Source organism: Streptococcus sanguinis (assembly GCF_001078705.1).
GTDB lineage: Bacteria > Bacillota > Bacilli > Lactobacillales > Streptococcaceae > Streptococcus > Streptococcus sanguinis_D.
Genome location: NZ_CDMW01000001.1, coordinates 2,016,311 through 2,031,442 on the forward strand (window position 1 = coordinate 2,016,311; position 15,132 = coordinate 2,031,442).

Here is a 15,132-nt window from a genome sequence, read left to right on the forward strand (position 1 = left end):
ATTCAAGCAGGAGAAAAAGGAGGTGATAATGTTAGAAAAACCTTGGATAAGAAATGAGACAAAACTATAAAATGATTGAAGAATAGAACTAATGAAGTAGATTACTAGCAAAGCGAAGGAGATAAAGAAATGACTGAAACACTAAATCAAATCAAAGCTGAATTGACAGCGATTGTTACAAACAAAAACCAAGAATGTGATAGATTGCGCCAGCAAATAGCGTCGCTATCTAAAGACATAAAGGAAAAGGAAGCAGAGAAGAAAGAAGCAGAAAGCAAAACTGACTATAAAATCTTGTCTGAAAAAGTAGGGGAACTGTGGAACTTAGAGCAGACTCAGAAGCTTCTGAATGATAAACTCAAGAAATTGGAGTCTACTCAGGGAATCACATCCGAAGAATGCAAAGAATATCAGGATAGGATTCATGCCGCAGCGAGAGAAGAGAGTGAGAAGCTGATTGAAAAGGCTAAACCGCTGTACAATTCATTACGTGAACTATCAGCAAAATCAGGAGAAATTTATAATCAGTTTGATGAACTGACAAGACTCCTGACCTATGACGTTATGAACACTCCATCCATCCCCTCCCTGCCTCTTGATAGCTATCGCGGCAGATCCATTGCAGGAATAAAAGATGTACTTGATTTCGTTCAATTTGAAGAACTGAAGAAATAAGGAGGCAGCAATATGACAGAAACAGAACAGAACAATCATTATTCTTGGTATGACAAGATGGTTGAGGGAGCAACCCAGGAACAAGAAGAGCGACGCAAGAAAGCAGAGGAAGGCTTAGAAGCGATAAGACGAAAGTCTCAAGCTCAATATGATTCAACACAAGAACTCTGGATGAAATCACTGAACAAGATGAAAGAGGAGCGAGAAGCGGCAGGCTATCAAGCAGCAGAACTTGAAGCCAAACAACAGCTAGAAGCTTCTAAAAAAGCTCACGGTGTAAAGACAGATGATGAAAAGGCGCTGGATGATGCAATGAGAAAAATGATAAAAGAACTAAAATAATTATTTTTAAAATTTTCTTTTTAAAATCTGGTATGGGGGGTATCCCCCTCCCCTTTGGAGTTTGAGAGCTTCACGCCGTCACTGTACAAATTTTCTCGCGCGAAATTAAAGGATATGAAAACAAAATGGATTTAAAAGGAATACCTTATCTAAGAAATAAGCTGGCAAATGTCAGGGATAGGGTTGACATGAGATATAAGCAGTATCAGCCTTAATTGGCTCTTGTGCTTTCGTCTATATCTCTAAAGGTGAAGATGATACACCTAGACTACAAGTAATCGAGGCCAGCAACGCTACTGGTGTGATAGATCCTTTCACTGGCTTACTAACCGAAGGATATGCAGTATTAAAAAGAGATGAGTATGGGGTGCCCGTTTTAGAGGCTTATTTCACACCGACAGAAACCTGGTATTTGTTGAAACAAGGAAAAGATTTCATGATTCCAAATCCTGCAGGTACTCCTTTATTAGTTCCGATTATTCATAGACCAGATGCTGTGCGTCCTTTTGGACGGTCAAGGATAACAAGGGCTTGTATGTCATATCAGAGATATGCTAAACGGACACTTGAGCGAGCCGATGTTACAGCTGAGTTCTACTCATTCCCTCAAAAGTATGTCTTGGGATTGAGTCAAGACGCTGAGCCGATGGATACTTGGAAAGCAACTGTTTCCAGCATGCTGCAGTTCACCAAGGATGACGACGGGGAGAAGCCTACAGTTGGTCAGTTCACTACATCGAACATGTCACCGTTTACCGAACAGCTTCGCTTAGCAGCGGCCGGTTTTGCTGGTGAAATGGGGCTGACACTCGCTGACCTTGGCTTTGTATCAGACAATCCATCCTCGGCAGAAGCTATCAGGGCAAGTCATGAGAATCTGCGACTTGCTGGACGCAAAGCACAGCGCTCTCTTGGATCTGGTTTGCTGAATGTGGCGTATGTAGCAGCTTGCTTGCGTGATGAATGGAAATACTTGCGCAGTCAGTTTGTCAATACAATCGCAAAATGGGAGCCTCTCTTTGAGGCAGACGCTAGCACCTTGACCATGATTAGTGATGGAGCTATCAAGCTCAATCAAGCAATACCAGGATATCTTGATGCTGATATCATCCGAGATTTGACAGGTATCAAGGGCTCTGATAAGCCTGCGAATGCTCAAGAGTCAGATCAGGGTAAAGGTTAAAGATACTGTCCTGTATTTGCTTGACAACTCAGCGCCAGAACAGCCTCTACCTCTTCAGGAAGAATGGCGGTCAGATTCTCTCTGAGGCTCTGATAGGCTCTTTAACAGCTTCTAATTTGTCAGATGGCAAAATGTATTGCAATATAGCTAAGAAGTTGTTAGAAGGCTTTTTAGGCAGTGATTATGACAAAGCAATCGTGTACTCATAGTTTATCTAAAATATTCTGAATGATGAATCTAAAAACAAGACCTCTGTTCATAGTTCGATTTTAAATCGATATAAGTTAGACGGTCTTGTAAATCAGCTAGACAGCAGAATCTTGATTTAAGGGTATAGCAGGAGCTTATAATTATCCAGATTCCTAATTGAAGTATATAAGAGGCACAGTAATTTCAGGTGTCCTGTTGACTACCATTCAGGAAGTGGGCGCAGGCAGATTGTCTTTTCTAAAAAATGGAGTGCGGAGAAACAAGATGCAGCTGAAGAAAGAAAGTTAATCGACCTGACAGAAAGCAAGGAGCCTTATCAGAGCATAAAAAAAGAGAATTGACTATAGTGCCGACCGTGAAAACGGACAAGGGGCACGAAACCAATCCTCATTACTTAGAGTATACAACATTTTTGCTTGAAAAGAAAGGGAAAAGAGAGGAAATTCTGCTTGTTTGAACTTTGGGGCAGTTAACCTAAGAAAATAATTCTATATCTGATTTAGATATCAAAAACACTCCTATATCTGTGGCGAAATTTCAAGATTTGGAGTATAATGCCATTGAGAAATATGAGCGATTGATTGACAAGGCCTATATTCTGAAAATTGCAGTCTAAGTTCTGGTTAGACAAAGTTAATATTGAAAAAGAATCGCTATAGTAAGATCGGAGCACATATAATCCCGACATATTATGAAAAGTGAGGAAAAAAATGAATTTATTACAATATAATAATAAAAAAGTTTCCCTGACGGATGTGGAAGGAAAGATATGGAGCGGTATGGCTCATTATTGCGATGCCGAAAGTTACGACGAAGATGAAGATATGCTGGATATCAAAGTAGGTAACGAATATATTGTATTTTCAGAGTCTGAAATTTATTCTGTGGAAATTTTAAATTAGCATGTCGGTAGTTGCCGAGATGCTTTTATATTCTCAGAAAGAAGGAGAGATGTGGATATAGCAGTTGTAAAACGAGATAATCAATTAGTCGACATAGTTCAAAAAAGGAAGTAACCATCATTCCGACCACAAAGTGGACAAGGGGAACAAGATTACTTCCTTCATTAACTTAAGTATACAACATTTTTACTTAAAAGGGAAAGGATCAAGATACATGGTTTTAGATGAAATAGAAACAGCACGAAGAGCTTATTATTTTCTAAAGAGTTACAAATCGCTGCATACACTAGCAGAACGAAAAAACGAGCGTGGAGCATTCAAGGATAAGGCTGTGGAGTTAGTTACAGAGATTGAAGCTTACAGAGATAATCTGGACGAGGTAAAGCGTGAGATATTCGCTAATTTGTTTACAAAAAAGCCAAAAGAGACCAAAAAGCTTTGCGATTTATACAAAGTGCTTTGCGTTGATAAAATAGAGTATAGGCATCTTAAAACTGAAATCTTGCTTGATTTTGCTAAAAGCTATCGGAAGGGCGCTTTATTGGTGTATAAGACATGATTTTTATGTCCTTGTTGCTCTATCTCGAACTACAAAAAGGAACTGACTTAGGCGCCGACCTCAAAGAGGCCATAGGGTGCCAAACCAGTTCCTTATCTCATTTTAACATACAACATTTCTTTTTAAAAATTAAAGTATTATGCCCTGGTGAGATACGTTACATTCAAAAAGCAAAATATGGTATAATGACATCAAGCAATTAAAAAAGCACGTTTGACCGTGCTAGTTCTTGCCTGCTGAACTCATAATTTTCACGCCCTTTTTTAGGGCTTTTTTTGTTCACCTTTTTGTGGACTAAGAGAGGGCATTAAATACCTTGTATGATATATAATTTCTTCTAAACCTTATACAATCAAGGGTTAATAGCTTACAAAGGGCTGTAAGAATAACTAGAAGAATATTCCTCGAATTTTCATTGTATTCTCTTTTCTATTTTTGCTGTCCCTATTATACTAAATTCGCCAAAAACAAGCAAAAAAACCGCCAATTGGGCGGTTCTTATAGGGAGATTATTATGAAAAAGAAAAGTTTTAGGATTTCTAAACAAAGTTAGGAGGTCTTTGTTTATGATCTTAGTATAGAACACTTATCTTAAATTTTCCTAAAAGTAACTTAAAAAAATGAAATAATTTTTTACAGCTCTTGCAAAAGGTACTGAAACAGCTCCAAATTGCCCTTTTCTTCGTTTATTAAAAACTCCGGATGCCATTGAAGGCCTATGATACGATGATTGTCAACCGATTCAATCGCTTCAATGGTATTGTCTCTGGGGTCAAAAGCTGTCGCTCGGAAATTAGGCGCCAAGTCCTTGATACTTTGGCGATGCACCGAATTAATCTGGCTAGCCTGACCAAACAAACGCTCCACAACGCTGTCTTTCTCCGTGCGAATGGAGTGCGAAGTACCAAATGGCAAGCCCTGCCAGTGATTGTCAATGTGCTGATTAAGAGTGCCGCCAAAAGCAACATTTACCAACTGCAGGCCGCGGCAAATAGCCATTACAGGCTTGTTTTGGCGCAGAGCTTCTTTCAAGAGTGCCAACTCAAACTCATCGCGGACAATATTGTAGTCGTCACTGTCGATGGTCTTTTCTTCCCCATAAAACTGCGGGTGAACATTTTGCCCGCCTGACAAAATCAGCTTGTCAATCGTTTCCACATAATCCTGAACTAAACTTTTATCCCCAACGGGAATCACCATCGGCAGGCCACCAACCATTCGTACGCCGTCCACAAACTTGCGTGAAACAGAGGTGTGAATATTCTTTCCAGCTTCATCTACTGGACAAAGATTAGCTGAAATTCCAACAATCGTTCTGCACATACCGTGATTCCTCCTTATTTTGATATAGTATATCTTACCACGCCTTTTCTCAATCGTCCAATAGATTTTTTTTAAGCTCCTTATAAAAATTTTTTATCAAAGGCTCTGCATGTCTCTCGAATAAAAAAATCTCGAATGCACTATAAGCACAAACGAGAGTTTAGAAAAATATCTCAACTTTCTACTCAAACACAAACTGGTTGTGATAAAGTTCTGAGTAGAAACCGCCGAGTTTGAGAAGTTGGTGATGATTGCCCTGTTCGATGACCTCTCCGTCTTTGAGGACGATAATCTGGTCGGCATTTAGGATAGTTTTGAGGCGGTGAGCAATAACAAAGCTAGTTCGGCCAGCCACAACGGCTTCCATAGCCTGCTGAATCTTGCTTTCTGTTACCGTATCAACATTAGAAGTCGCTTCGTCCAAAATCAAGACTTGCGGATCCGTCAGCAAAGTTCTAGCAATGGAAATCAACTGTTTCTGCCCAGTTGAGAAAATATTCTGGTCATCATCTACCAGGGTATCGTATTTGTCTGGCAGACTTTCGATATAGTCATGAATATGAGTCGCACGCGCAGCCGTTTCTACCATTTCCTGACTGGCATCCGGCACACCGAAGCGGATATTGTCCCGAATCGTACCGCTAAAGAGCACCGAATCCTGCAAGACAATCCCCACATGGCTCCGTAAGCTATCCAGCTCATAGTCCCGAATGTCGCGACCGTCAAACTCAATGCTGCCATTATCCACATCATAAAAGCGATTGAGTAGGTTCATAATGGTCGTCTTACCTGATCCAGTCGGGCCAACAACAGCCGTCATCTTGCCCTTAGGGGCTAAGATAGACACGTCTTTGAGAATGGGCTTGCCTTCAACATAAGAGAAGTCCACATGCTTGATCTCCACGGAGTCTGTGAGCTCTGTGAAAGCAGGTGCATTCTCTGGCCGGACTTCCTCGGGCGCATCAAACATCTCCTGAATCCGGTCAGCCCCTGTAAAGGCTAACTGCAAACTGCCCCAACGGGCCGCAATCTGAATAATGGGCTGATAATACTGCTGGGAAAACTGAGTATAGGTAGTAATCAGGCCAACTGCAACAGCTGTTTCAACATTAGGATCACTAAGCAGGATTGCCGAGCCAACAAAAATGACAATGGCAGCATTAATAGAATTCATCCCGTTCATAATAGGGTAGAGAAGCCCCGAAAAAGTTCGGCCTTTAAAGGTTGCTGAACGTACACGGTCATTCTGTTTAACAAAGTCCTTAGTGACTTCCTCCTGTAATCCCTGAACGATAACGACTTTCTGACCAGAGATTATTTCATCCATATAAGCATTGAGGCGGCCGACTTCTTTTTGCTGAAGATTAGTGTATTTCCGAGCTAACTTGAGAATGACCATTAGAAGAAAGAGAGCCACTGGCGTACTGGCAACCGTTATCCAAGCCAATCTAGCATTTTGGACAAACATGATAATCACCAAGCCAATATAGAGTAAAACATTACTCATAACCTCAATCATTCCATCATTCAGAGTCTGGTGGATATTATCTAAATCGCTGGTAAAGCGCGACAGAATGTCTCCATCCTGATGGCGGTCAAAGAAAGCGACAGTCATCTTGGACAATTTGCCGAATAGGCCCTTGCGCATCTCATTGGTCGAATGGGCAATAACGCGGGTCATCAAAAGCATGTAAATTAAGCTGGAAACAGACAGGCAGACAAAGGACACCAATACGCTGAACATGACGCTGCCAAAAGCGGACAAAATCTGATCAGTCTCGCCCCGATCCGCAAAAGCCCGTCCCAACTCAACCAAATGCTGAACAGCCTGACCGACATAAACCGGAAAAAGGACCTGAAAAACAGTCGCTGTCACCATCATCAAAAGGACAATGACAAAGGATAATTTGTAACGCTTAAAATATTGCCAGAAAAATGCAATCGTCCGCATCTTAGTCCTCCTTTCCTTTCTGAGTTTCGTAGATTTCACGGTAAACATCGTTAGTGGCGACTAATTCCGCATGCGTCCCCTGACCAATCAACCGTCCTTGATCCAAGACCAGAATCTTATCTGCATGTACAACAGAGCTAATCTTTTGAGCAATGATAATCGTTGTCGTTCCTTGCAGCTCTTTGTTCAAGGCTTCTTGAACCAGCTTTTCTGACTTAGCATCCAAGGCTGAGGTCGAATCATCTAAAATCAAAATATTGGGATTGTTGACAACACCTCTGGCAATGGACATCCGCTGCTTCTGTCCCCCAGAGAAGTTGCTGCCACGCTCAGCCACCGCACTATCGAAACTCTCTTCCATACGGCTGATAAATTCACTGGCTTGGGCAATGCGAGCCGCCCGCTCCATCTCAGGCAGTGAAGCGTTGAGTTTGCCTTGACGGAGATTGTCCGCAATAGTCCCGCTAAATAGAATCGCCTGCTGCAGCACGATGGAAACATTTTTACGAAGAGTTCCCTGACTGAGCTCTCGCAAATCCCGGCCGCCAATCTTGACAGAACCCTCCTGCGGATCAAAAAGACGAGGAATCAGTTGGACTAAGGTAGACTTGCCAGCGCCTGTCGCACCGACAACGCCAATCATTTGTCCCGGCTCAACCTCAAAGCTGATATCCTTTAGCATAGGCTCGTCATCATTAGGATAGGAGAAGGTCACATGATCAAAGCTGAGGCTGCCTTCTAGCTCTTCGTCCGGTAGGTCTTTGAAGGACATGACTGGCTCTGTCGCCAAGACTTCCTTGATTCGACGGATAGAAATCACACCACGCGTCACACCACTTCCCAAGAAACCAGCCATAATGATAGTGAAAATAATCTGGCTCAGATAACCGATAAAGGAAGCGATGGAGCTAACCAGCTCTGGTTCCGCCTGAATCATGCCAGACAGAGTCCAGATAGCCAAGTAAACAGAACTGTAGCCGACCAGCATCATCAGCGGCTCTACAATTGAAAAAATATAGCCGATATAAAGAGTTTGAGATAGAAGCTCATCAGATACTTGACTGAACTTATGAAACTGTTCTTCCTCCTGAACAAAGGACTTGACCACTCGCACACCGCGAAGATTTTCCTTGGCAATGGCATTAATCTTATCCAAAAGAGTCTGGAATCTCTTAAAACGAGGTCCCATCATTCCCATCATCCCGACCGTTAAGCCCGCTATGAGCATAATCAGTAAGAGAATAATCCACCAAAGGGAAGGTACGGTCACGATGGCCAAGATGACCGATCCGATAAAAAGGATGGGGAGTCGAAGGAGGATTTGAAAGAGCATCATAGTCACATTTTGAATCTGATTGATGTCATTCGTCATCCGCACGACTAGATTTCCAGCGTTGAATTCCTCGATATTGGCATAAGAAAAGGTCTGAATCTTGCAGAAAGTCTCCTCACGAAGATCCGATGAGACAGCTTGAGCAATATAGGCAGCTAAGCTTAGGTTGATCCCTCCGGCCACCAACCCAACAAAGCCGATGCCAATTAGCCAACCGCCCATACTGTAGATAGTCTGGCTATTTTGCTCCTGCAGAGCATCTAAGATGTGCTTTAAAAACCAAGGCAGTAAGAGAGAGCTGGCAATCATCAATGAGGTCATCAAAAACGAGCTCAGGGCATACCATTTATACCGTAATAGACTTTTAAAAAACATGCTTCCTCCTACTTTTTTCATATTTGGCTTAGTTTCCTTACTATATCACAGATAAAAACAATGTCAAGTAAGAAATTTCTTATATTATATGGTAAAATGAGATATAGAACTCTAAAACTGATTTAAATTCAGACTCGGAATTTCATCATAAGGAGAAGATATGGATAAACAACGAGTTGCTGTGATTGGTCCTGGTTCTTGGGGAACGGCCTTATCACAAGTGCTAAATGACAACGGACACGAGGTTCGTATTTGGGGAAATATCGCTGAGCAAATCAACGAAATCAACGACGAGCACACCAATAAACGCTATTTCAAAGATATTGTACTGGACGAAAAGATTAAGGCTTATCATGACCTAGAAGAAGCTTTAAAAGATGCGGATGCTGTGCTTTTTGTTGTGCCGACCAAGGTAACCCGTCTGGTAGCCAAACAAGTAGCTCAGGCTCTAGACCACAAGGTGAAAATCATGCACGCCTCCAAGGGACTGGAACCCAATACTCACGAACGGATTTCAACTATCCTAGAAGAAGAAATCCCTGCAGAGCTTCGCAGCGAGATTGTCGTTGTCTCAGGTCCCAGCCATGCTGAGGAAACCATTGTACGCGATATTACCCTGATTACTGCTGCTTCCAAGGATCTGGAAACAGCTAAGTATGTGCAGGAGCTCTTCAGCAATCACTACTTCCGCCTCTACACTAATACCGACGTCATCGGAGTGGAGACTGCAGGCGCTCTGAAAAACATCATAGCAGTTGGAGCCGGTGCTCTCCACGGACTGGGCTATGGTGACAACGCCAAGGCAGCTATTATCACACGCGGTCTGGCCGAAATCACGCGTCTAGGTGTCAAGTTAGGAGCCAATCCTCTGACTTATAGCGGCCTATCTGGTGTCGGTGACCTGATTGTAACTGGAACCTCTGTTCACTCCCGCAACTGGCGGGCCGGCAATGCTCTAGGACGTGGCGAGAAATTAGCTGATATTGAAGCCAATATGGGCATGGTTATCGAAGGAATTTCCACCACCAAGGCAGCCTATGAACTAGCCCAAGAGCTGGATGTTTATATGCCGATTACCCAAGCTATCTACAAGGTTATTTATCAAAATTGTAATATCAAAGATGCCATTTATGAAATCATGAACAATGAATTCAAGGCTGAGAACGAATGGACTTCGTTCTAATAGAAAGGAAATAATTATGTCAAAAGTTAAGAAAGCCGTCATCCCTGCAGCTGGCCTAGGAACCCGCTTCCTGCCAGCTACCAAAGCACTAGCCAAGGAAATGTTGCCGATTGTTGACAAGCCAACCATCCAGTTTATCGTTGAGGAAGCTCTCAAATCTGGAATTGAAGATATTCTAGTTGTTACAGGTAAGTCAAAACGCTCCATCGAAGACCACTTTGACTCAAACTTTGAATTAGAATACAACCTCAAAGAAAAGGGTAAAGACGACTTGCTCAAATTGGTCGATGAAACCACTGGTATCGGTCTGCACTTCATCCGTCAAAGCCATCCACGCGGACTGGGAGATGCTGTTCTTCAGGCTAAGGCTTTCGTAGGAAACGAGCCTTTTGTTGTCATGCTGGGAGATGATCTTATGGACATCACCAATGATAAGGCTGTACCGCTGACCAAGCAGTTGATTGATGACTACGAAGCAACTCATGCTTCTACTATCGCTGTCATGCAGGTCCCTCATGATGAAGTTTCCTCTTACGGGGTCATTGCCCCTCAAGGCGAAGGTGTCAAAGGTCTCTACAGCGTGGAAACTTTTGTCGAAAAGCCAAAACCTGAAGATGCACCGAGTGATTTGGCTATTATCGGCCGCTACCTGCTGACACCGGAAATTTTTGAAATCTTGGAAAAACAAACACCAGGTGCTGGAAATGAGATTCAGCTGACCGATGCAATTGATACTCTCAACAAGACGCAGCGCGTCTTCGCTCGCGAATTCAAGGGTGATCGCTATGATGTCGGTGACAAGTTCGGCTTTATGAAAACTTCTATCGACTACGCCCTCAAACATCCGCAGGTCAAAGACTCCTTGAAGCAGTATATCATTGACTTAGGCCATACATTAGAGAAAAAACAAGAGAAAAAATAATGGCTTCAAACAATTAGCGTTGAAAATAAAATTTTAGCCATAAAAAAGAGGTTTTTAACCTCTTTTTTGATATTTCGTCAGTTATTTATACACACTTGTTAAATCAAGGAATGATGAAAGCCTAGAAAAATCAGAAGGGCAGCCAAGGCTAGATAACCAAACAGGACTAACCAGCGCTGAGCAGGTTTAAAGGCATTGCTTGAGCCTTTGACAGGAAGAATGACCGCGCAGAGTATGCCGCCAATCAAACCGCCCAAATGCCCCGCCAGGCTGATACCAGGCATGAAACTAAAGATGATATTGACCACAATCAAGGTCATATAAGACTGCCCCAGCTGCTGAATGTAGCTGTCGCGAACGACATAGTGCAGGGTCACGATAGAGGCAAAAAGTCCAAACAAGGCTGTAGAGGCTCCTGCTGACAGAGTATCCGGACTGAAAAAGAAGACAAAGATATTTCCCATCAAGCCAGACATCATATAGAGCAGAAAGAAATTTCGCGAGCCAAAAATGTCTTCTGCCTGCCGTCCAATAAAATAAAGAGTAACAGCATTTACCACAAAGTGCTCCAAGCCAATATGCACAAAGATAGCAGAAAAAAGACGCCATATCTGAGTAGGATACATAATAATGGTCGGAGAAAAAACTGCTCCAAATTCAAAGACAGTTTGTGCTTCAGCATAAGAAAAACCACGTAAAATAAGCATCCCCACAAAGACAAGTGTTGTTAGAATTAACAAAAAACTGGTCACAGGATATTTTTTATCGTAGATGTAGTTCATAAATCAGTACTTCCTTTACTGCTATATCGTGATAATTAGGCTCAAAATCAGACTTTTGAAAACTATAGATGCTGCTGATGGATGCTCCTGCAAAATCAGCCAGATAGCGATCATAGTAGCCACCACCGTAACCAATCCGAAAGCCTTGAGAATTGAAGACCACACCCGGCACATGAATCAGATCAATTTCTGTCTTGTCCACAGCCTCTTCACTTATCGGCTCCATAAGACCAAAAGAGCTTTTTTGCAGGCAACTTTCATCATAATCCACAAATATCATCCGACCCTGGCCATAGGTTTTGGGCACTAAAACCCGCTTGCCGTCCAACTGAGCCTGCTTGATAAAGGATGCAGTTGAGACTTCATGCGGCATAGAAAGATAGGTAGCGATAACCTGAGCTTTTTGATAAGCTGCTGAACTGAGCAAGTGCTGGGTCAGCCAGTTATCTGCCTGCTCTTTTTCTTTTCCTGTCAGTTTCTTCATCTGGTTCAGTACAGTTTGTCTCAGCTCTTTTTTCATGCAGCTCGTCCACCTTTTCCTTATCTTTCGTTGATTTTATAATCTAGGAATTTCCCAATCTTTTCAATAGCAAAGGGCAGTGCTGCCTCATCCGGTGCCATCTTGGGATGATGGAGGGCATAGGGACTGTCCACTCCTAGCCAGAACATGACACCCTTGACCTTACTGAGCAGATAGCCGAAGTCCTCACCTGTCATAGCCGGCGCAATATCAATCAACTGCACTCCTTCTTCCTTCTGGAAAAAGTCCATCAATTCGTCTGCTAGGTCAGGATGATTTTCTACAGGTAGGTAGCCACCTTGTTTAAGCTCCAAGTCCAATTCCAGACCGAAACTTTGGGCTATGCCCTCTGCTATTTCCCGTAAGCGCTTCTGAGTCAAGAGGTTCATCTCCTGAGTCAGAGTCCGAATGGTGCCATGCAAAAAGGCCGTTTCTGCTATGACATTGTTGGTCGTGCCAGCATGGAGCGAACCAAAGGTCACAACTGCCCCCTCGATAGGATCGACATTGCGGCTGACAATGGTCTGCACCTGGGTGATAAAGTAGCTAGCCGCCACCAAAGCGTCATTGGCTTCATGAGGAAAGGCCGCATGGCCCCCCTTACCCTTAAAAGTCAGCTTGACTTCACAGGTGCCAGCAAAGAGAGTTCCTCTGTTAGTCGCAATATCACCGACCTTGAGGTCCGGTCGCACATGAAGTCCATAAAACTCATCTGGCAGCCAGTCACCAAAAGCACCGTCTTCGTACATGAGCATTCCACCAGCTTCGTTTTCCTCTGCAGGCTGAAAGAGAAAAAGCAGATTGTGGGTAGGCTGAGTGCTCACAGCTTGCTCCAGCAGACCTAGAGCCACCGTCATGTGCATATCATGTCCGCAGGCATGCATGCGACCTTCATGAGTACTGGCAAAGTCCAGGCCTGTATCCTCCACAATCGGCAAACCATCAATATCTGTCCGCCAGCCAATCGTCTTATCTGGTGAACTTCCCTTGATAAAGACCAAAATACCAGTCCGCCAAGTTCGGATTTCCACAAAGTCTAGGCCAGCCGTCAGGCCATCAATGACCTGCATCAGGTAGGCATGAGTCTTGTATTCTTCCAGACCGATTTCTGGTATCTGGTGTAAATCACGGCGAATGTTCAGGTAATCAAGCATTGTTTCTTTCCTTTAAAATCTTGTCAGACCAGTCAAAGTGTTGGGCCGCACCCAATCAATTCAAATTTATGCCATCTTTAAAGAGTACGCAGAGCGTCTTCCAGAGCTGTCTTCTGCTGGGTCTTCTCGTCAATGGTCTTGATAACTCGTGCCGGAACGCCAGCAACTACTACGTTTTCCGGAACATCCTGGGTCACAATCGCACCGGCCGCAACAACGGAACCACTGCCAATTTGTACACCTTCGATTACAACCGCATTGGCACCAATCAGCACATTGTCTCCAACCCGAACTGGCTCAGCACTAGCAGGCTCAATGACTCCCGCCAGAACAGCACCAGCACCAATATGACTGTTTTTGCCGACAATCGCTCGACCGCCCAGAATAGCACCCATATCAATCATGGTCCCAGCACCAATCTCCGCACCGATATTGATGACTGCTCCCATCATGATGACAGCATTATCACCAATTTCAACTTGGTCACGAATAATAGCACCCGGCTCAATACGGGCATTGATATCGCGCTTGTCCAAAAGCGGCACCGCAGAGTTGCGGGCATCCTGCTCTACGACATAGGTCTTATTCTCCTCTAAGTTCGCTAGGAGCGGCTTAATTTCTTCCCAGTCTCCAAAAAGAACATTGCCTAACTTCACAACAGACCAAGGGATTGATCCGTGCAATTCTCCATCAAAGGTTACTTTGACAGGAGTTTTTTTCTTGGCATCAGCGATAAATTTGATAATTTCTTGAGCGTTCATTTTAGTAGCAGACATGATTCTTCCCTCGATTCGTGAATGGTTTAGCCTTTTAGTTTACTTTTCATCCTCAATACACAACAATTTTAAGAACAATTGAAGCAAACCAAGAAGCTTGATTAGACAATATTATAACACAAAAAAGGGGATTGCAAAACTCCTATAAGATTCTCTACATGAGATACGGATTGTAAAAAGACACGAACTCTCGTCCGCGTCCAACAAAGCAATTCCAAACTATATACCAACGATATTATTTAATTCTTTCGTTCAAAATGTTTCCACTGTTGGCATCAATGGTCATTTTGATCTTTTGCGTACCATTCAGAGCTTCAACCTTGTAGACTACCTGACCGCTCCAAATATCCAGTTCTTCGTCATAAACATGGGCTTGAGGATATTTTTGCTGCAAGATCTTCTCAGCATCTTCAAATGTCAATTGCACATTAGTCTGAGTCAGTTGCATGTCCTCATTGTCATCAATTGGCTCTTCCTTGGCTTTGAGAATGCTTCCTGTTCGAGCATCAATCTTGTACTCTTTTTCTGTAAAGCCGTCCAATACCGTTACATCATAGTATACAGCACCAGCTTTATTTCCGTCTAAATCAATAGAAACGACTTTCCCTGAACCAGCTGTCTGCAAGGCAATCGCCTTAGCGTCTGAAAGAGTTACGGTTGCTGCCTGAATCCGAGTAGCTTGCTTATACGAATCCGCTGAAACAACAGTTGCTGCTCCACCTGCTAAAATTCCTACTGCCAAACCGGCTAATAAGATTCCTTTTAGTTTTTTCATGGCTCGTCCTTCCTTTCTAAAACTTAACCCTAGAAATCAAAATCAGGCGAGGAAAACACCGTTCCAGTTAATGCATCCTAGACCATTCTTTTCATTTCAAAGGGGAGAGCTATCAAATGTTATTCATTTGATACTTATATTGTACAAGGACTAAATGAACCTAAAAT

14 protein-coding genes and 3 pseudogenes are annotated in these 15,132 nt (G+C 43.0%); 7 read left to right on the forward strand and 10 right to left on the reverse strand.

What is annotated here, in order from left to right; genetic code table 11:
* Window positions 1-129: 129 nt before the first annotated feature.
* The 5 genes and pseudogenes from SSV_RS10185 to SSV_RS12130 all read left to right on the forward strand — a co-directional run bounded on the left by SSV_RS10185 (window position 130) and on the right by SSV_RS12130 (window position 3,871).
* Window positions 130-675, forward strand: a complete 546-nt coding sequence (locus SSV_RS10185) for a hypothetical protein (protein ID WP_072074692.1) — start codon at window positions 130-132, stop codon at window positions 673-675.
* A gap of 12 nt (window positions 676-687) precedes the next feature.
* The gene (locus SSV_RS10190) at window positions 688-1,017 is read left to right on the forward strand and encodes a hypothetical protein (RefSeq protein ID WP_072074693.1); all 330 of its coding nucleotides are present in this window, start codon (window positions 688-690) and stop codon (window positions 1,015-1,017) included.
* 202 nt (window positions 1,018-1,219) lie between these two features.
* Window positions 1,220-2,200, forward strand: a pseudogene (locus SSV_RS10195) (hypothetical protein); the annotation flags it as partial.
* 920 nt (window positions 2,201-3,120) lie between these two features.
* The gene (locus SSV_RS10200; RefSeq protein WP_072074694.1) at window positions 3,121-3,312 is read left to right on the forward strand and encodes a hypothetical protein; all 192 of its coding nucleotides are present in this window, start codon (window positions 3,121-3,123) and stop codon (window positions 3,310-3,312) included.
* A 214-nt stretch (window positions 3,313-3,526) separates the two neighbouring features.
* On the forward strand, window positions 3,527-3,871 hold the full coding sequence (locus tag SSV_RS12130) for a hypothetical protein (protein WP_072074695.1): 345 nt from the start codon (window positions 3,527-3,529) through the stop codon (window positions 3,869-3,871).
* Between the two features lie 633 nt (window positions 3,872-4,504).
* Here the strand turns inward: SSV_RS12130 and SSV_RS10215 are convergent.
* The 5 genes and pseudogenes from SSV_RS10215 to SSV_RS10225 form a co-directional block, all read right to left on the reverse strand.
* The gene (locus SSV_RS10215) at window positions 4,505-5,194 is read right to left on the reverse strand and encodes a gamma-glutamyl-gamma-aminobutyrate hydrolase family protein (protein ID WP_002907876.1); all 690 of its coding nucleotides are present in this window, start codon (window positions 5,192-5,194) and stop codon (window positions 4,505-4,507) included.
* 181 nt (window positions 5,195-5,375) lie between these two features.
* Window positions 5,376-6,164, reverse strand: coding sequence for an ABC transporter ATP-binding protein (locus SSV_RS12420; protein ID WP_374989834.1), 789 nt, complete (start codon window positions 6,162-6,164; stop codon window positions 5,376-5,378).
* A gap of 144 nt (window positions 6,165-6,308) precedes the next feature.
* Window positions 6,309-7,031: pseudogene (locus tag SSV_RS12425) on the reverse strand (ABC transporter permease); the annotation flags it as partial.
* Window positions 7,007-7,145 (reverse strand): annotated as a pseudogene (locus SSV_RS12430) (ABC transporter ATP-binding protein); the annotation flags it as partial. The pseudogenes SSV_RS12430 and SSV_RS12425, both read right to left, overlap by 25 nt.
* 1 nt (window position 7,146) lies before the next feature.
* Window positions 7,147-8,853 (reverse strand): ABC transporter ATP-binding protein, encoded by a 1,707-nt coding sequence (locus SSV_RS10225; protein ID WP_176693599.1) that lies wholly within the window; start codon window positions 8,851-8,853, stop codon window positions 7,147-7,149.
* Between the two features lie 160 nt (window positions 8,854-9,013).
* On the opposite strand from SSV_RS10225, the gene SSV_RS10230 reads away from it, so the two are divergent.
* Both SSV_RS10230 and galU read left to right on the forward strand, forming a co-directional pair.
* On the forward strand, window positions 9,014-10,036 hold the full coding sequence (locus SSV_RS10230) for an NAD(P)H-dependent glycerol-3-phosphate dehydrogenase (RefSeq protein WP_002922579.1): 1,023 nt from the start codon (window positions 9,014-9,016) through the stop codon (window positions 10,034-10,036).
* Between the two features lie 16 nt (window positions 10,037-10,052).
* Complete coding sequence (gene galU, locus SSV_RS10235) at window positions 10,053-10,958, forward strand: UTP--glucose-1-phosphate uridylyltransferase GalU (protein ID WP_176693600.1); 906 nt, start codon at window positions 10,053-10,055, stop codon at window positions 10,956-10,958.
* A gap of 98 nt (window positions 10,959-11,056) precedes the next feature.
* Here the strand turns inward: galU and SSV_RS10240 are convergent, their stop codons facing one another.
* The 5 genes from SSV_RS10240 to SSV_RS10260 form a co-directional block, all read right to left on the reverse strand.
* Window positions 11,057-11,740 (reverse strand): rhomboid family protein, encoded by a 684-nt coding sequence (locus tag SSV_RS10240; RefSeq protein WP_072074700.1) that lies wholly within the window; start codon window positions 11,738-11,740, stop codon window positions 11,057-11,059.
* Window positions 11,721-12,260 (reverse strand): 5-formyltetrahydrofolate cyclo-ligase, encoded by a 540-nt coding sequence (locus tag SSV_RS10245; RefSeq protein ID WP_072074701.1) that lies wholly within the window; start codon window positions 12,258-12,260, stop codon window positions 11,721-11,723. The genes SSV_RS10240 and SSV_RS10245 overlap by 20 nt, the downstream gene beginning before the upstream one ends.
* A 20-nt stretch (window positions 12,261-12,280) precedes the next feature.
* Window positions 12,281-13,414 carry an N-acetyldiaminopimelate deacetylase gene (locus SSV_RS10250; protein ID WP_072074702.1) on the reverse strand — a complete coding sequence of 378 codons (1,134 nt, stop codon included), beginning with the start codon at window positions 13,412-13,414 and terminating at the stop codon, window positions 12,281-12,283.
* 77 nt (window positions 13,415-13,491) lie between these two features.
* Window positions 13,492-14,190 (reverse strand): 2,3,4,5-tetrahydropyridine-2,6-dicarboxylate N-acetyltransferase, encoded by a 699-nt coding sequence (gene dapD / locus SSV_RS10255; RefSeq protein ID WP_072074703.1) that lies wholly within the window; start codon window positions 14,188-14,190, stop codon window positions 13,492-13,494.
* Between the two features lie 235 nt (window positions 14,191-14,425).
* Window positions 14,426-14,965 (reverse strand): PepSY domain-containing protein, encoded by a 540-nt coding sequence (locus SSV_RS10260; protein ID WP_072074704.1) that lies wholly within the window; start codon window positions 14,963-14,965, stop codon window positions 14,426-14,428.
* Between the last annotated feature and the right edge of the window lie 167 nt (window positions 14,966-15,132).